Origin of the sequence: Fusibacillus kribbianus (assembly GCF_030053595.1) — a bacterium.
Taxonomy (GTDB): domain Bacteria; phylum Bacillota; class Clostridia; order Lachnospirales; family Lachnospiraceae; genus Lientehia; species Lientehia kribbiana.
Map to the genome: position 1 here is coordinate 1 of NZ_JASGBQ010000031.1, position 17,634 is coordinate 17,634.

At 42.8% G+C, this 17,634-nt stretch carries 13 protein-coding genes and 1 pseudogene; 2 read left to right on the top strand and 12 right to left on the bottom strand.

The window, feature by feature from the left end; all coding sequences use genetic code 11:
* Positions 1-119: 119 nt before the first annotated feature.
* Positions 120-953 (top strand): annotated as a pseudogene (locus tag QJ036_RS12760) (DNA polymerase); the annotation flags it as partial.
* A 46-nt stretch (positions 954-999) separates the two neighbouring features.
* On the opposite strand, the gene QJ036_RS12765 reads toward QJ036_RS12760, so the two are convergent.
* The 12 genes from QJ036_RS12765 to QJ036_RS12820 form a co-directional block, all read right to left on the bottom strand.
* Positions 1,000-1,893 carry a hypothetical protein gene (locus QJ036_RS12765; RefSeq protein WP_283231755.1) on the bottom strand — a complete coding sequence of 298 codons (894 nt, stop codon included), beginning with the start codon at positions 1,891-1,893 and terminating at the stop codon, positions 1,000-1,002.
* 118 nt (positions 1,894-2,011) lie between these two features.
* Positions 2,012-2,926, bottom strand: coding sequence for a hypothetical protein (locus tag QJ036_RS12770; RefSeq protein WP_283231756.1), 915 nt, complete (start codon positions 2,924-2,926; stop codon positions 2,012-2,014).
* Between the two features lie 15 nt (positions 2,927-2,941).
* The gene (mcrC, locus tag QJ036_RS12775; protein ID WP_283231757.1) at positions 2,942-4,006 is read right to left on the bottom strand and encodes a 5-methylcytosine-specific restriction endonuclease system specificity protein McrC; all 1,065 of its coding nucleotides are present in this window, start codon (positions 4,004-4,006) and stop codon (positions 2,942-2,944) included.
* Positions 3,999-6,848 (bottom strand): AAA family ATPase, encoded by a 2,850-nt coding sequence (locus QJ036_RS12780; RefSeq protein ID WP_283231758.1) that lies wholly within the window; start codon positions 6,846-6,848, stop codon positions 3,999-4,001. The genes mcrC and QJ036_RS12780 overlap by 8 nt, the downstream gene beginning before the upstream one ends.
* A 31-nt stretch (positions 6,849-6,879) precedes the next feature.
* On the bottom strand, positions 6,880-9,831 hold the full coding sequence (locus QJ036_RS12785) for a GIY-YIG nuclease family protein (RefSeq protein WP_283231759.1): 2,952 nt from the start codon (positions 9,829-9,831) through the stop codon (positions 6,880-6,882).
* Between the two features lie 33 nt (positions 9,832-9,864).
* Entirely contained in the window at positions 9,865-10,251 is a 387-nt protein-coding gene (locus QJ036_RS12790; RefSeq protein WP_283231760.1) for a hypothetical protein, read from the bottom strand.
* Between the two features lie 8 nt (positions 10,252-10,259).
* On the bottom strand, positions 10,260-11,810 hold the full coding sequence (locus tag QJ036_RS12795; protein ID WP_283231761.1) for an Eco57I restriction-modification methylase domain-containing protein: 1,551 nt from the start codon (positions 11,808-11,810) through the stop codon (positions 10,260-10,262).
* Complete coding sequence (locus tag QJ036_RS12800; protein ID WP_283231762.1) at positions 11,800-12,522, bottom strand: hypothetical protein; 723 nt, start codon at positions 12,520-12,522, stop codon at positions 11,800-11,802. The genes QJ036_RS12795 and QJ036_RS12800 overlap by 11 nt, the downstream gene beginning before the upstream one ends.
* A 50-nt stretch (positions 12,523-12,572) precedes the next feature.
* Positions 12,573-14,924, bottom strand: a complete 2,352-nt coding sequence (locus tag QJ036_RS12805; protein WP_283231763.1) for an AAA family ATPase — start codon at positions 14,922-14,924, stop codon at positions 12,573-12,575.
* Positions 14,905-15,117 carry a helix-turn-helix domain-containing protein gene (locus tag QJ036_RS12810; protein ID WP_205154163.1) on the bottom strand — a complete coding sequence of 71 codons (213 nt, stop codon included), beginning with the start codon at positions 15,115-15,117 and terminating at the stop codon, positions 14,905-14,907. Before QJ036_RS12810 ends, QJ036_RS12805 begins: the two co-directional genes overlap by 20 nt.
* A gap of 12 nt (positions 15,118-15,129) precedes the next feature.
* Positions 15,130-15,744 (bottom strand): hypothetical protein, encoded by a 615-nt coding sequence (locus tag QJ036_RS12815; protein ID WP_283231764.1) that lies wholly within the window; start codon positions 15,742-15,744, stop codon positions 15,130-15,132.
* A 9-nt stretch (positions 15,745-15,753) separates the two neighbouring features.
* Positions 15,754-16,647, bottom strand: coding sequence for a hypothetical protein (locus QJ036_RS12820; protein ID WP_283231765.1), 894 nt, complete (start codon positions 16,645-16,647; stop codon positions 15,754-15,756).
* A 351-nt stretch (positions 16,648-16,998) separates the two neighbouring features.
* Between QJ036_RS12820 and QJ036_RS12825 the strand changes: the two genes are divergently transcribed.
* Entirely contained in the window at positions 16,999-17,580 is a 582-nt protein-coding gene (locus QJ036_RS12825) for a hypothetical protein (RefSeq protein WP_283231766.1), read from the top strand.
* The last annotated feature ends 54 nt before the right edge of the window (positions 17,581-17,634 follow it).

The window sequence follows — 17,634 nt, forward strand, 5'->3', positions numbered from 1 at the left end:
ATTTCTCGAAGAGCTGCTTTCTGAGGTGAATCCGTTTTTCTACGTGCCATAAATAAAACCTCCGAACTGAATAAGATTATCTTACATCAATTCAGAGGTTTACACAAACTTTTGGAAACTCCCAGCTAATCCGTACCGCCTTCATTGCAAGACCAGGATACAAATTCATCGTAAGCGACTACTCTGCTATCGAAGCCAGAGTTCTTGCGCACCTTGCCGGTGAAGCTTGGCGTTCCAAAATATTTGCCGAAGGAAAAGATATCTACTGTGCATCAGCAAGTCAAATGTTTGGAGTACCTGTCGAAAAGCATGGTGTAAACTCTCACCTCAGACAAAAAGGTAAAATCGCGGAGCTTGCCCTTGGCTACGGTGGATCCGTAGGTGCCTTGAAATCAATGGGAGCCTTGGAGATGGGATTAACAGAGGAAGAATTACAGCCACTGGTTGATTCCTGGCGCAATTCCAATCCTATGATTACAGCCTTTTGGTGGAATGTCGATAATGCTGTAAAGACCGCCATCAAGCAACGCATTCCGACCGAAGTAAATGGAATCCATTTCTGCTACAAAAGCGGCATGCTCCTTATCAAACTTCCTTCAGGCAGAATGCTCAGCTATGTAAAACCTAAGATTGGTGAAAACAAATTCGGTGGTGAATCCGTAACCTATGAAGGTATCGGATCTACCAAGAAATGGGAACGTATAGAATCCTATGGTCCGAAGTTCGTAGAGAATATCGTGCAGGCCGTATCCAGAGACCTTCTCTGCTATGCCATGCATAACCTCTCTGACCAGCAGATATGCGGTCATGTCCATGATGAACTAATTATCGAATGTCCTGAAAATACGAAAGTCAATAGCATTTCTTCTGCTATGGACAAGTCTCCTGACTGGATGCCTGATATCCTGATCAGAGGCGACGGCTACGAGACCAATTTTTATAAAAAGGATTAAAAAGATAGCGGCTTCCGGTTCATCACCAGAGGCCGCTGTTTTGTAATTATCTCTTTATATTTTGATCATTTACCCAATCTTTATAGGCTGCAGAATTTACAATATCCTCACCAACTTTTTTGATCCGCTCTATTGCCTTCTGCTTTTGATTTTCACTCATCGAGCTTGCTGCTTCCGTAGCATTCTGCATCATATACGAAAATTCTCCACATGCTGAACTCTGCATCTGCTGATTTTTTGCTGCAATCGTTCCTATGCCATTGACAACTTTTGTGTTTACGAGTCTCTCATTTGGACCAAGCTTATAATATGTAATTAGCACAAGCCCCATCATATTTGTTATTGTGAAATAAGTATTCCCAACTTCATCACATGACGTATAACTCGAAACACTTCTATGCATAGTTTCATTTGGCCTAGCTTCGGCACTACTGATACCATGCTCTGTTCCTTCCATACTTATTACCTGATCAAAAAAGAAAATGTGATTTTCTATTGTTCCTATATCAGTCCTCTTATGTAAAAGAAAATCTCGCATGATTTTTTCTGATTCAATCAAACATTCCAGCGCATCTATCCCGACTACATGATTTGGCACAAAATCCAGCAAATCTTGATATAAACTTCTCCAACTTATTGATGTAAGTAAATAAAATAATTTTTCATCATAGTTAAAGGTATCAGATTCGCCTCTTACATATGGGTGAAATACAGCCTTTGCAAATTCTGTTTCATATACATTGAACAAATCTTCACAGTCCCCACAAAGCATGTAATCTTTTTCCCCATCCTGTACTGTGCCATTAGGATTAGCAGTATTCCTAATCGCACCAACAGAAGTCTTTTTTAATTCTCTTATTACCAATTTCGGCACGATATGGCTTAATTCCAATACAGTCTCGTTCCAGCACAAAGCACATTTTCCGAAATGCTCTCCCATATCATCCACCCTTTCTAAAGTGCTCCTTTACAATTAATACGCAAGAATCTAATACAATCCATTGTGTCACACTATATAGCGGCTCTCGGCTCATCGCCAGAGTTCTCTATCTTGTTGTTTATTTTATTTCAGATGATATTTTTGAAAGAGACGCTGCTAGTCTCTTCTCTGTTTCAATTCTTTTGCGCTCCTCTTCCCATTTTTCAAGAATCATAAATATGCTATCTCTAAGTATGGGAAAATATTGCAAACACTCTTCTTCACTCAGTTCATGTATCCCTTTGCTTACAATTCCATATATTGTCGAATTATTCGTAAACATATCCGGCAAATATCCCTTTAATTCTTTGATTCTATCAACGACTCTCAGACGTTCCATTTCTTTTTGATTCACTGTCCCATCATTAATAGCCTTCTCCTGAGCTTTATATATTAGCCGCTCCACGATTCTTCGTAAATAAACGTAAGATCCAACGCCAATCCCTTGTGCATTAAGTCCAATTGCTTTTTTCATCTCTTTCATATCTTCAGCAGACAAGACTTTTTTGTATAATTTCAGTTCCGGAAATTCAAGATCAGCGACTGAAGGATATTGGCCAATTTTTTTCATAGATTTCTGATCAGCTATAACGACAAAATCCAAATGATGGGTATCATCCATTGAACAAACAAACTTAAATGTCATTAATCTGGCATCCTCTTCTATCTGCCAATTAATCCACTCCCACTCATTTTCTTCTGGCCTGCTCCCTCCTGATGGAATAGGCGTATGATCCAAATCACATATCATTTGATAACTCTTTATTCCTTCTGCCAAGGATTGTCCGTCTATTGTATCATGATCTTCATCCAACCAAAAACGCCTGATTGGAATACCTTTATAAACTCTCTTCTCCTGGCATTCCTTACAATAACAATCAATTTTTACCTTGCCATCCACCAATTCAATCAATTGATCTATATTTTCTTTTGTAATCTCCTGGCTATCATATAAGCCAGCATTAAGCAAAAAATCTGCAAAAATATTACTCATATTTCAATTCTCCATTTATATATTTTTTCCAAAGTAATCTTCTGCAATTTTATCCAGCTGAGCTGCTATCAGTGAAAAGTCTTTGTTCAAATCCAGTGTCTTCGCTCCAATCTGATTGCCACCCATATTAAACATACAATCTGGTGTGATATCCTCATCTGTTTTCGCATACAGAAGGATACCGGCAACATTCCCAGTATTATCTTTATCCTGATTTTTCACATATGTAAAAATCTGATACACATTCCCTGAATGCAGGGTATACTTATCAAACTGCTTCTGTAAAGTCTGACCATAATACTTTGCATCAATGATCAAAATCTTCTCCTTCAAACGAAGCATAATATCCGTTTGCATAATCGGCAGGAACCGGATCATTGACTCCGCAATGTCACCTACCAAATCCCACTTAACCTGCCCAGCCTTTACCTCTGTCAGATATGTATGATGCTGATGATAATATTCCAGAATAAACTTCTCGTACAGCCTTGACATATGCTCGTCAGAAACTGCAACCATCTTATACTCACCCTTTTCGGTGGTCTGAAGCATTCCATCAAGAACAAAGTAGCAGATATTTATCAGTAGCTCATAATTCTTACTATTTCGCTGATAATGAATGCGGCTCCACGGAATTTCCGACGGTTCCATCTGCTCTATTCCATCAAAAAAAACCAGCAGCTTCTTTAAGGCAACCTTCCGTTCAATATCAACCCCATCGTCAATCAGGAGGTAATGTATCGTAGTCTTCAATATCTGATTCAGCAGGTTATTCTCTGATAGCTCATCAAATTCACATGCCAGTTTCTGTTTGCGCTGAATCCTGTTTCGTATTGTTTCCGGCATGTCCAACTTGCCGCGCATGACAGAAAGTGTCTCGTTCTTCGTGATGTATTCCCGGTATAATCCCTGTTTCAACTGCTGAGCAATACCCTTACTTAGAATTGCAGCAAAAAGATCCTGTGCGTTCTCAAACTTCTCCGAAGCCACCTCTTCATAATTTGACTGCTTCAAAATCTGAAATGCATAGGAAAGCATATAGTATATGTTTTTGATAAATATGCTTTTATCCTTAATCATCAAACACTCCACGCAAATTCTTTTCCCATCTGGAAAGCTTGTCCGGCTCATCGAACCAGTACTCTCCAAGCATAGGCAAAATATCAAATTCTACAACAGAACGCATCCACTCATCAGTGCAACCGGCTTCCTCTCTTCCGCAGAAATAGCTATGGCCGATCTGGAATCCGCGTCCAAGCGATTTATCATCTGTTATCTCTTTATTCAGTGCCTTGATCTGGTCAATCAACGCATTGAAGGTCTCGTTCGCAAACCCATTCTGATATTTAGTGAATCCCTCTGAATTAAATCCCGGCTCAATTTCAAAGAAACTGAACCTTCTCCTGAGTGCATAGTCGATCATGGCAAGACTTCGATCTGCCGTATTCATCATACCGATGATGTACAGATTCTCCGGCACAGAGAAAGGCATTCCGCTATAGGCCAGTGTTGCCTTGGTTCCACGATAATCCTTCTCTATCAGCATAAGCAGTTCACCGAAGATCTTGCTCATATTTCCTCGGTTGATTTCATCGATAATAAAGAAGAATTCCTTGTCCGGATGATTCGCAGCTGTCTGACAGAACCTATAGAAGATACCATCTGTGAGCTTGAAATCAGCACCGTCCGGGCGATAGCCCATGATGAAATCCTCATAGGAATAATTCTGGTGGAACTGAACCATCTCTATACGGGAGTCATCTACCGCTCCCATCATGGCGTATGCCAGTTTCTTTGCTGTAAAGGTCTTTCCCACACCAGGCGCACCCTGCAGGATAAGGTTCTTCTTATTTCTGAGAAGTGCTTCCAGAACATCGTAACGTTCCTCGGTCATATAAACCTTATTGAGGAAATCTTCCTTTGTGTATTTCTGTATTGAAGCATCAGCCTGTTTCAGCGGATTATCATCACGGATGATATCCATGATAAAATCAAATTCGCCCTTAGTAAGCTTGAACAAGCTTCCGTTTGGCTGAACAAAGAACTCCATCTTTTCAAGCTCCGGACACGCTTTCAGATCCAGATATTCGATAGGCGATGTCAGTCCTTCTGTTTTTTCAAAATAGATAGACTTTCCATCATTGGCCTGCGTAATCTTAGCAAGCGCAACTACCTTCTTTACGGGATTTGCTTCATAACCGATCACAATGTCACCGACCTTTGCGTCAAGGAAGTTCTGGAAAATACGTCTCTTATGACCATTTTCGTTATACAGCGTATAGCTCTGCTCTTCACCGACTTTAAGATCAGCGAAACTCCATATCTTTGGATTAGCAGTCAGCCACCAATAGCCTTGCTTCTGATCAGCATCTCCAAACAGCTTGTTTATCGTCATATCAAAATATGGAACAAGAATGGCTTCTTCAAACAACTTCTGGTCATCGTTATCAACTCTGATACAGGTAGAGTTATCATTTGGTGACCACCATTTCTGGACACCCTTATACGCAGAAGTATCCTTTGATTCGGCGATAACACGATAGGACCTTTCATACCATCCGTCTTCCATCTCCGGATTAAGCACTGGCTTATCAGTTGTAAACTGGCCCAGGATTCTGATGCTGTTTCCGTAACACAGATAGAAGTAATCGCCTTTTTTAATGCTGTCCATAAAGCTCTCACCCTGAGAGACCTTTGAAACAGCCTTTGCTTTTGTTGTGCTATGAACAACCGCTACTTTCCGGTCTTCAAATATCGATCTGTTTCTTTCCGATATCGACCCGTGACTGATTTTCCATATTGCAGGAATATCATCTACATACAGAGGAATATCACTCAGATCGACCTTCTCCAAAGCCTCTGACAGCTCATCCCGCAGTTTCCAAATATACACGCCATCTGTGGAGCTGTCGGCTTCTTTTCCGACATAAAGGACCGGCCACCAACGTGAATTCTCTGTATCTCTGATCATAACCGGGCAGCCCGTTTTCTCAGCAATTCTCTTGGCAAGTGACTGTGATCCGTTATTATAAAAATTCGGATTCTCACCATACTTGACGGAAAGCTGCTTGCATGTAGCTGCACCGCCATAATCCTTCAACCTCTTAACAATTTTCAGGCTACTTCCTGTAAATACAGAGCTATCATTCAGTAACTCAATCCAGTCCTCTACGCCAAGTTCCGGTGTGTAGTCCTCCGTCTTCGGAAACCATTCATTCTCATCCTTCTCTGCATTCTGGGCGCTCAGATAAAAACGTGCAAGATAGAACCCGACATCTATAGTTGCGGTCTTAAGTTCTGGATCAGGATAGCAGCTCGCTGTAATACCATTCTTGAAAAGCTCCACTATCTCCGAATCGGCCTTAATGGCTTCACAGATTTCGTCATACATCTGAAAACCGCCGATCAAAGTCTCCACGGATCCATTTTTCTTTGGCATGTAATCCGATGACAACTCTCTAGCTGCGGCACGGAACAGCTCATACTTGTAGATATAATACTTATCCGGATAACGCAGCCAGAGATAAGTGCTGATGGCATTAGTGTTCTGATAATGGTTCCTCCAGGTACCATCGTCATACTTCGATCGCATTTCTTCGGCTGCCGTTTGAAAAGCATCCACCCTTGCTGCCAGATCCTGAGATTCATCGAAAAGATTTCGGAACATTGCCCTTGTTGCTTCATCATCAGCTTTGGCAAAGTTTGTGATCATACCCCGTGGATAAGCATAGCCGGATGCCAACAGATTGAATGTCTTATCTGTTGCCTGCTTGAACATCTCTCCAAAGTTTTCGGCATCAATATTCCAGTGATCCTGGAAGTGTTTGATAGCCTCCCACTTATATTTCTCATCATCCCAATGGCTCGGAAAGTACGCCTTGTATCCTTCCAATATGGGATTCATTTTTTCTAAATCAATCATGCGCTCCTCCTTCCAATCCATCGGTTGTTTATTATTCGTCTAATGACAGGAATCCCTGCTCAAATGCACCAGGGAACTGGAATGTTTTGTCTTTTCCCTGGAAGCTAACAACGATTCTCGAACCGTCGATTCCTTTTACTTCGCCCATTCCAAACGCCTTGTGCTTTACAATGGTTCCGGCACGAACGCCGCTGGTATCCACTTTGATTACCTGCTTCTTCTGAACCGGAGTTTCAGGTGTAGGCGGGACATATGACGGGCGGTAAGTACCACCGACTGCCGGTTTTGAACTTCCTACGATCGGTGTATGCTTTGCCCCATAGGTTGTCTTCGGCTCAGCAACCATCGGAAGATCGTCCTCTTCGTCATCATCGTCATATGAATAATTGCTGATATTGGTGAATACCGGACGCTCCGGAAGATCATCTTCCCTCTGAGCATCAGCTTTCATTGAGTCAGCAAGCTGACCTGCCATCGCATCATAATCCTCACGAGAAATGACGGTGCTGTACAGACCGACGTTCTCACCGGTATGCTTATCAATTCCGGTATAAATCAAGCTGGCATCCTCATATCTCTTGAACTTATAGACAGCGTCATTCATGAGCGCTTCATTGAATACGTTCAGGGAAACCAGAAGCTCAAAGTCTTTAACATCCAGACCGGTAACCTTCTTAAATAGATCCGGCTCCAACTGTGTAATAACATCCTGAAGGCTGTACTCACGGTAGTCCGTCAGATACATAAAGACAGGAACACGGGTAGCAAATTTGATCAGCTTCTCCTGGATCATCTTACGTTTAGACTTATATTCCTTCTCAGCCTCAGTAAGTTCTTTCTTCTCTTTCGGAGTAAGCTTTTCGCCCTCTTTCTTCGCCTTCTTTACCGCATTGGACTTATTAATAATTGTTTCAATATCGGCATTAAGACTACGGAAGCCCTCGATTCTCATCAGAGCATCCATAGCTTCATCGCTTGCCAGAAGCCTTGCAAGCGTATCGTTATCAACATTAACAAGCAAAGCACTCTCCCAACGCTTAGCCAGCAGCGTCGCGGAGGTACCTGCCATTGCAATATCCAGAATTTCTGCCGCATTGACCTGACGCATTGCGCTTCCATCGTAGGCTAATACCGGCAGGAAGTTTATAAACTCACCCACTTTCTTCTCTGGATTGCTTTCAGCAACATTCAAACGGCAACTATAATCGGAGATTTGTCTGAGTGCCCGGTCAAGAGCGAAGTCGAATACATAGCATTCCTGCTTTATGATCTGACGTTCCCCATTATCCTTCGTTATCTCCCACGGGCTCTGCACGCGAAATGCGGCCTGGAAATATGTTTCCGGACTGGACAGATTTCTCAGCATAAAGATTCCTGTCCAAGGTTTGATCGTAACACCGGTGGTCAGCTTACCGCAGGAAAGTGTGATGGTCTTGCTTTCAAGCGGATCACCCATGGAGCGACGGACCGGTTCCAGTGCAGCAACGCCGATGCCGGCCTGAGTGCCTGCACAAACATTAACTTTGTAATCATGATAAAAACTGTTCTGTTTCTGCGCCAACAGATTTGCCATTGCATAACAGGACGCGACGTTTGGCATGAACCAAAGCGTATGTGAAAGAACATTCAGAAGTCTGGTATCAGAATACGGCATAGGAGGCTTCTGGGCACCAAGCTTCAGTTCATCAACAGATGTCTCCAGATATGATCCGCGAATAAGATCCAGCCACTTCTGTACATAGTCTTCAAATACGAAGTGCGCGTCTTTCCCTTTGCCTTCAGCGGAGAAGAACACATTCAGATCAAATTCATCGAACTCTCCCTGCTTGGCGATCCGCTGAATACTTTCAGGAATCTTGTATGTCAACATGACCATTCTCGGAAGAGCAGCATACGGATTATTATCACCCTTCCACTCTTCCTTCGCTCTCTGTTCATCAGAGTATGTCCAGTTATAAATCTGTTCTTCTATAAACTCACCGGAATTTAGCGCTCTGAAAGGTGTGCCGGACAGATACAAATAATACTGTGTCGTTATTGGCAGCCATGTTTCGTCATAAGCATTACCGGCATCATACTTCGCCAGATCCTCATCGTAAGTATCTTCATCAGATTCAAAGAGCTTCTTTGCGCTATCCTTCCACGCGCCAAAATGATATTCGTCAAATATAACCAGATCCCAGTTGGTGGTATGCACCCACTCGTTATTTGCCTTGATGCCGCCGGTCTCTTTATTAACTCCCAGAAAGTCCTGGAAAGAACCGAAGCACACGATTGGTCTGCTCTGATCTGCTCTTTTATATTGTTCATCATTAGACAATCCGCCTGGTGTAGTAGGCCGTGTGATGAACTGCCAACCTTCAAAATCCACATGTGTCATCAGATCTTCACGCCATGCTGTCTGAACTGCCGGCTTAAAGGTAAGGATTAGGATCCTCTTGAATCCCATCTTCTTTGCCAGTTCATATGACGCAAAGGTCTTTCCAAAACGCATCTTAGCATTCCACAAGAATTTAGGAGTACGTCCGCTGTTCTCTTCGTAGGCAGACTTGAAATACTTCATCGTCATTTCTACAGCCTGTTCCTGCTCCGGACGCATGGCGAAAGTCTGTGTTCTGTTCTCAACATTCTCTGTTCCTGTCTGAACCGCTGTAACCGCTGCTTTAACGTCATTCAGAGAGCACTTGAACCATTCGTTACGGTCTTCGCCCTCATTAAGCTGTCTATAACCCTTCTTCTTCAGAACAGCATGAACATCATGGTCGGTGAAAACGCTGCCATCATTCTTCATCGCGTTCCAATATGCCAGAATACGGTATGGTACCCCGCCTGTATGCTCAATCTCATATACGCGATCCTCGACATCACGAATCGTATATCCTACTTTGATATAACCTTTTTGTGATTCAACGCCTATGTGTTCATATGCGTATATCTTCGGATCCGAATCTGGCCTTTGAGGAAAAAACTCCATTTCAGTCATGTTCAATTACCTCCATCAATATACCTTGCATATTTATAGTTGGTTTTCGATTGCAAGAATATATTCTTCTGTTTTTCCACGGATAATTTGTTGGTTGACAACCTGCCCCAACCCATGATCCATTAAATCCTTCCCGGTGAATGTTCCTTCTGGAAAGACTTTATCAAGCTCTACTTCAATGAAACTTTTTTCCTCCCCACGGGGAACACCATACTTTATATCTATCTCATTTGCTGGAATTCCAGTTTTTATAACATGCCCTTTGTACTTCACTTCCGAAAACGGTTTTGCGACATAAATGTATACCTCATCTCCAACCGCAAGTGCTCGATTTCTCTTAAAAAAGGCGGTCTTTTCGCTTTTGAAATGTTCAACTATGTTGAAATTCTTTACATTGCAAGGAATCATCCACTTAGTCATAACGCACCTCACTCCATTTCCTTAATTGTTGCTTCGATAAATTCAATTTCTTCATCTGTCAGTTTATATTTTTTGTAGAGTTCTTCGTCTGTCCACCCTTTATTAAAATCCTGTACCGGTACAAATCTATAGGTTTTAGAAGTAGCATCCTGACTTGCCTTCGCTAGGCTGTGGCAGAAACGAGCAAACCTTGTCTGAAGATACTCCGATAGATTTATAGCCTGCTGTTCCGATAAATCCATGTCAGCACCAATAACTATATAAGACTCTGTGCATATTTCCTTTTTCCCTAAAAAAGTGTTCAGATTATCATCATTTAGTTCCGTTCCAATATTATTGGCACGCGAAGTAAATACTTTCCATTTACCAATCCACTCTTGGTGGTTGGGAATATTATTGAATTCAACGTAACCTATGGTTTTACCCTTTCCATAACATGGTATTGGATAGTCCATACCTGTAGGCTTTGACTTAAAACCAGAAGATTTTGCAAAGTCCGTACTTAATCCAAAAGGCTTCCTTGAAGATACATGCTTTGCCATAACATTATCTCCACACGCCGTCATCACCTTCTCCAATATTGAAAGCGATTTCCCATAACGCAAGAAAATGTCCAAATCTCCGTATTTCAAACTTCGCATCATGCTATCGGTCTTATCTTGATCATGTGTTACAACATTAACCAGTTTAGTTCTATTATCATAATCTTTGTCCCATAAGAAATAGCACACACCACCACGAATATTTACTCCTGGGAAGCAATCATCCGTATTCGGGAAATCGTGTAATTCCTTAATATGTTCATCCGTTAGCATTCTGTCACGAAAATCATCTAATCCTTTACCTCCTGCATACCACCTTGCAGGAACTATCATTGTCAAATATCTCGGATTCATTTTCTTAGCTTGCTCAACAAAATAGTGATATATAGGTTTTGCGCTTGCCTGAGCTCCACCATCAGACAATTGATAGGGCGGATTTCCAATGATAACATCAAATTTCATATTAAAAATATCCTCCGGCTTTGTTGTATGAATCAGCTCGTAAGCATGGGTTTCAAGGTCATCGCCTCGTTTTTCTTTTCCATATTCAGACTCTGCCGCATTACAGAAAACACATTTCCCATTAACAAATCTATGTTGTACGATTTTATATCGCACATTCCCCTGAGGCTTATCATCAGGGAATCTTGTAACAGAATACGTGCCCGTAGGGAATTTGGAGCAGTATAAGCTTCTACGTGACAAATGAGCTGTCAATTCAGTTATTGCAATACCATATAGCTGTTTTTGGAATATATGATCCGTCCGTTCTTGAAGATCAGGATATTGGTTCTCCAAACCTTTTAACAGTCTTTTGGCGATTTCACGTAGAAAAACACCGCTTTTGCATGCAGGATCCAAAAATGTTGTATTCGGATCGGAAAACAGCTCTTGAGGAAGCATGTCTAACACCTGATTAGCAACCTCTGGTGGCGTGAAAACCTCATCATTTGACAGATTGGCTATACACGACAGCACGTCCGGATTGTACATTGTGTTATAGAGATTATTCGCCATGATCTTGAATCCTCCTATAGTCCGCGACATAGGAGGTTAGGAATTCTCCTTCGTCACTCGGTTTCTCTTCCAGCATGGAAAGCAGACTCATCTGTCCTTCCGGCTCGGTCTTCTTTTTCTTCTTTTTGGCCTTAGGTTCATATTCTCCGGCCAGCAGTTTATCGAAGCGGTAATCCTTCCGCTGCATCTTATTTCCCATGATGAAAGCCCACTCAGAAAAAACTATTGGTTCCTCTGTATCGTTTCCCTCGTCATCCACCACCTTCAGGCTCAGCGCGTTACCGCAGACAATATTTCGGCTGAGGATAAACCTTACAGCCTCTCTGCAGTCTTCACTGACTTCCTTCTTGCAGATAGCTTCGTACTCTTTGTTCCAAATATCATATAGGCGTTCCCTGCATGCAATCACATTGTCCATCATAAGATCCACGCCATATATGCTTGCCACTGCGATCACCGACTGTTTCTCGAATTCCATCGGCAGCGGTTTCTTTTTCTTCGGCGGAATCGCTCTTTTCTTGGCAGCCTCCAACTTCCTGCGAAGGATTTCAGCAACGAAATTGCCATCACCACAGGCCGGCTCCAAGAAACGGCTATCCACTCTCTCCGTCTCCTGTTTCACCAAATCCAGCATGGCATTGACTTCACGGTCGGCTGTAAACACCTCACCGTGGTCAGCGACACGCTGTTTGGACTTGACTTGCCTTGTCATACACTCCTCCAGAATCTATATTATCAAAACTGTTGTCCCATAATACGGACTCAGTCCTTTTCGTGTGTCATCATTCGATAATGCTGGCTTTGTTCCAGCTTTTCAAAGATCTTCTTCATTACCTTACGGTACTGTTCCGGATCCACTGCTTCTTGTACAAGGTTGAAGCCATCGATAAAGCTGCATTCATTATCAATGTAAGAAAGCATGGAGCTTGCCAGATGATAGTCCGTATCATCAATCGTTCCATCGGCTCTCTTCTTGATGAATTCACTCTTGTATTTCTTCAGGATAATATCCCGGATATTGCTTCCCTGATAACCGCAGAGCTCCAGGAAATAATATTGAAGGATCCTGCGGATAACATTCAACAGAGGGATTGAAGAAGTCAGTTCCTGATACTCCGTCCAAAGCGCTGTGTAGGCGTTCTGGACCGGATTCACGTTTCTATCATCCTCCGAAAGTTCCTTTGCCTTCTCAATGCATGGCGTGATGGAAGAATGATTATCCGTCTTCCTTACCATGTAGAATGTAACGCAGTCGTAGTATTCCACCATGTTGTACGTGACCTCACGGTGGAAGTATGCATTGTGTGTCAGAATAAATATCTGTTTGATATAGGAGCCGGTAATATCCGGATGCAGCACTTCAATATTGTTATGGCACACGCTGATCATTTCCCTGACCATGGAGCTCACAATGAACAGAGTGCCACTGTCCATACTGGTAACTGGATCATCGATCACGACGATCTTATCTCTTCTGTCCATTACATCTGTAACTTCACCGGTTGAAGTAAAAATAGCCGCATCTGCAGCTCCGCTGCCCTTAACCAGATGATAGAAGTACAGAAACGCAATAAAGTTCCTTTCGCCTTCACTCAGACGCTTGACCGGCTTATTACCATCTCGAACCACTTCATAACGGTTCTTGACACCCGGTTTCTTGCGAAGGGAGAAGCCCTGGAAGCCGGAGTCCTTCAGCATGGCATTCATGCTCTCGAACGCCTCGTCTGTATTAACGGTATTGCCACTTTCCTTTTTGATCTCTGCTTCCTTGTCCAGGTAGTTCTGACGGAGAGTACCTTTCTCTTTTTCGATAGCCTTGATTTCTGCTTCTATAGCAGCGTCCTTCGCCTTATAATCCGCGATTTCATCTTTGACCAGAAATGCCAGATGTTCCCACAGCATTTTGTCGCACTTGATCTTAGTCTCTTTCTTTTTGTTGAAAGCATCATTATTCGTTTTGATGAGAGCGTTGATATCATCGACAATCGCATCAATCTCAGCAACTAAGGTATCTATATCCTGCAGTTCTACTTTCTCTGCCGGTTTATCAACCTTCTTCTGAATCAACTGAAGGTTACTATGAATAATGGTTTTCAGACGTTCCAGCTTTTCCTTATAGACAGTGAAATCAGCACGCGGAAAAACACTGGATGTATTATCATCCAGTATTCTGAGCATTTCTTCCGTCATGCTGGTATATGCAGACTGGAACGCAGCCACAGCATTTACACTGTCCTGATATTCTTCATCGAAGCAGGCTTTCAGTTCCTGCTCGAAATGCTGGTGGTCCAGCGGATTATGACAGAAAGGACATATCCCGTCTGCCTTCTTTAAGTATTTCGTATGACCTTCTTTGACCCAGTCTGTATTTCCAAGCTTCTCCATCACTCTGGCAAACTGAGTATCGCTTGTACTTACGATGGGCTGACCAAGATAAGACGCTCCGGAAAGATCATACTTTCCGGGATATTCATTTGATTTCTTCAGGGATGGATAAGTCTGCGCACTCTTTCCATATGCTACCGCATAGAACTCCATAATCTCATCTTCTGTATGCTCTACGGGCTGTTTTTTCTCCACCTCCGGGCAGAATGTTTTGGCTATCTTCTTTCCGGTCATCGCAGAATCAAACTTCTTCCTGACGGATTCCGTCAGTCGCATCATTCTTGTCTGACTCTCACCTTTAAGATCTTCTCTGGCCTGCTTCTTTTGATCTATCGATTCATTCCTCTTGCTCAGATCGCCCAGCAGCTTATCCTTATCCTTAGCAAGCTGATCCAGCTTTTTCTGTGTTTCAATATTCACCTTATTCAGCGTAAATACTCCGGCAAGGTCATCAAAATTAGAAAAATGATCACTGATGAACTGCTGATCATAAACCAGCACGTTGTAGTCGTCCACATTCTGCCCGGATCTCCATGTGAGTCCGGTATTTGCCTGGATCATTTCTGATATTGTTGATTTACCCGCACCGTTTCTTCCAAAGAAAAAGTTTATAAACGTAGGCTCAAACTCTTCATGATCATAAGAGCGGCCTTCGATTACCACCTTTTCTATCGCTGATTTTCTCTTCTCCATATAACCGCTTCCTTCCTTAGCCTTCGTTTTCGTCATTCATCTTTCCGGATTTCAGCCATTCATCGACTTCACTGATTCTGAATTTATAGCGTTTGCCGGCACGATAATAAGGAATCTTTCCACTCTTGATCCAGTTCCGCACGGTATCGGTGCTGACACTGAGGTGATCCGCTATATCTTCAAGGTTTACCCATTTTTCGACTTCCATTGCTTCGTATTCCCTGCTCATGTCTTCCTCCGCTTAAAGCATATCCATAATCTCAATAAGTTTCTTTTCTTGTATCAGTTGTGGCAAATTCACCCTTTTGATTGCCCAGTGAACACTATCCAATTCATTGTTCTCCGGAGCCCGAAGCAACTGCAGCTCGCTCTCCAGAGCATTCAGTTTTTCCTGCCGTATCACATGCGATATAGATGCTGTAACAATGATCGTATCGCTCTTCTGCCGGATGTCCACAATATATCCATACCCTGCGCACTGATCCGGAGTCGTATGATTACCGAACCGGTTTCTGATAACAAACAATGACGGCAGTCTCTTGATTTCTTCTGCTGCTGCCAGTCCCGGAAGAGCATATATTTTACGAACTTCCTCAGCTGTAAAGGCGTTCAGTGACTGGTGTCTCGGTATCGCAACCAAGCTGTCCATCTGCTCTTGATCAATAACAAACAGATTGTAATACTCATGATTCGGATTGGCAGGTCGTATGATCTGAGGCACACCGCCCATCGTAATATGGTTGATCTGCTGCCCTATGTATCCGATTTGAGTGTTTCCACTACCGGTCTGCTGGAACGTAGGACTTCCCTGCACTTGCAGACCGGTCGGAGTCTGTACTTGTAATTCATCACTCATTCAGTATCCTCACTTCTTTACAATCGTCTGGTTCGCTATGTATCCAATCTGTGTGTTGTTATCTCCGTTCTGTATGAAAGTAAACGGATTGTTGATCTGCTGCAGGTTCGGTCCGGTGCCGGATGCTCCCCTCTGGTTGTTCTGATTATCTTGATTATTCTGCTCCGGCTGATCTTCTACAACCTCCGCTTCCTGCTCCGTATCTTCGGTCTCATCCTCTGCTTTCAGTGTATAAACATCCAGTTCTATCGAGATGTCTTCTCCCATAGATCCTTCATACTCTCTGGCACCGCCACCGTTCTCAGGGCACCAGGTATCATATGTAAGTTGGCCTACCTTATTATTCTTTCGATTTACGACTATAAAATGCCATATTCCCAGAAGGAATGACGGAAGGCATACTCTTTTCTGATTGCGAAGCTGATCTTTCCTGACAGCATCTCCGTTCTCACCAACCATGAACTCCACACTGTCATTAATGCTATCGTCCTGTTCAATCAGATCAATCAGAGCCTTCACCAGGCGAACATCCTTCTGCAGCTTTGTTCCCGTTTCGATAAAACTATCTACAAAGATGCACATGTCATTTCTGGCCGCCAGGTAGTTATTTCGTACCCTTTGGTCAAAGACCCCAATCGCCAGCTTGTCTCCAAACGGGAGATACTGTCCCGTTGATAATTTGCATGACTTATAATCATTAGCTTTCGTCTTGAGCACAGCCTTCCCCGGATCTTTATAGTCAGGATTGATGACCGTAATGAGACCCACCAGCACGTCTGGATCGTTCAACTTATCACTCTCACCTTTATAGTGTTCTCTTGCTTTCTTCCTTTGCAACAGCGCCTGGAGCACCAACGTCATAAAGGTGCCGCCGCACAGTCGCGGATACTCTTTATTTGTCACAGATTTCCTCCGATTGGCTAATCTTTACCATTCTACTCTTGTAGTCATTGATTCACTTTGTTTCCAATCAATTCCTACCAATTCCGATTATATCACAGATCATTGAAACTATCAATGAACTAATGTTTTTTCTGAACGAGTGTCATTCCCGCATTTTTCTGTGATTGATTCCAGTTTCGGCAGTAAAAATAGCTATTTTTCAAATCCCGAACCTTAAGAACGTTACGAACCATAGCGTTCAACCTAACAAACGATTGGATAGCTCTTGTGAGGTAATCACAGGAGCTTTTTTCTTTGCCCGATTTCCTCACAGCAACAGACAAATTTTGACAAGCCAAGGAGGAAATTATTATGGTAATTACCACAAATCAGCAGTCAATCAATGACAACCACAACTATGACAACCGTCGCAGCTTCAACAATCTCCCAGTTCATCCGGGCGAATGCCTGGTACCGATTCGTGTAGACTGGGAAATGGTCAAGCACTTCAATATGTGCCGAGACAACCTTGAGACCTGGCACATCGGACCAAACAAAGTCCTTGTTGCCTTTGCACCGGTAGCAATTGATGCAAAAGCTGCTGCCATAAAGAACTTCTATCGTGATGTAAGAGAATACTTCGCATCCTTCCACACTGATGATACTCTTTCCTTAGATCAGTTCCTGGAAGAAGCAGAGTCAGAAGATGATAAAGGCTTCGAACCTGCTTCACCTGAGAATCTCGAAGAAACCGTTTTACTTCGTATGATTATCAATGACCTCATTAATCAGGTACATATCATCAATCCGAAGTACGGTCGCATCCTGGATCTCATTTGTGAAGATTACACCAAAGGGCAGATTCTTGAGGAACTGCACCTTGGCAAATCACAGGGATACGCTGATATCAAGGCTGCACAAGACCTTGCTAAGAAACTTTATTTCGGCGAATAAGTCTTTGACTTAACCCGAAAGCAGCGGTATCCTCACCACGAAGATACCGCTGCC

Bases quoted from the DNA above. Each gene is read 5' to 3' on its own strand.
- QJ036_RS12825 (WP_283231766.1), top strand. From the start codon at position 16,999: ATGGTAATTACCACAAATCAGCAGTCAATCAATGACAACCACAACTAT.
- QJ036_RS12815 (WP_283231764.1), bottom strand. From the start codon at position 15,744: ATGAGTGATGAATTACAAGTACAGACTCCGACCGGTCTGCAAGTGCAG.
- QJ036_RS12800 (WP_283231762.1), bottom strand. From the start codon at position 12,522: ATGACAAGGCAAGTCAAGTCCAAACAGCGTGTCGCTGACCACGGTGAG.
- mcrC (WP_283231757.1), bottom strand. From the start codon at position 4,006: ATGATTAAGGATAAAAGCATATTTATCAAAAACATATACTATATGCTT.
- QJ036_RS12795 (WP_283231761.1), bottom strand. From the start codon at position 11,810: ATGGCGAATAATCTCTATAACACAATGTACAATCCGGACGTGCTGTCG.
- QJ036_RS12810 (WP_205154163.1), bottom strand. From the start codon at position 15,117: ATGAGCAGGGAATACGAAGCAATGGAAGTCGAAAAATGGGTAAACCTT.
- QJ036_RS12790 (WP_283231760.1), bottom strand. From the start codon at position 10,251: ATGACTAAGTGGATGATTCCTTGCAATGTAAAGAATTTCAACATAGTT.
- QJ036_RS12765 (WP_283231755.1), bottom strand. From the start codon at position 1,893: ATGGGAGAGCATTTCGGAAAATGTGCTTTGTGCTGGAACGAGACTGTA.
- QJ036_RS12770 (WP_283231756.1), bottom strand. From the start codon at position 2,926: ATGAGTAATATTTTTGCAGATTTTTTGCTTAATGCTGGCTTATATGAT.
- QJ036_RS12805 (WP_283231763.1), bottom strand. From the start codon at position 14,924: ATGACGAAAACGAAGGCTAAGGAAGGAAGCGGTTATATGGAGAAGAGA.
- QJ036_RS12785 (WP_283231759.1), bottom strand. From the start codon at position 9,831: ATGACTGAAATGGAGTTTTTTCCTCAAAGGCCAGATTCGGATCCGAAG.
- QJ036_RS12780 (WP_283231758.1), bottom strand. From the start codon at position 6,848: ATGATTGATTTAGAAAAAATGAATCCCATATTGGAAGGATACAAGGCG.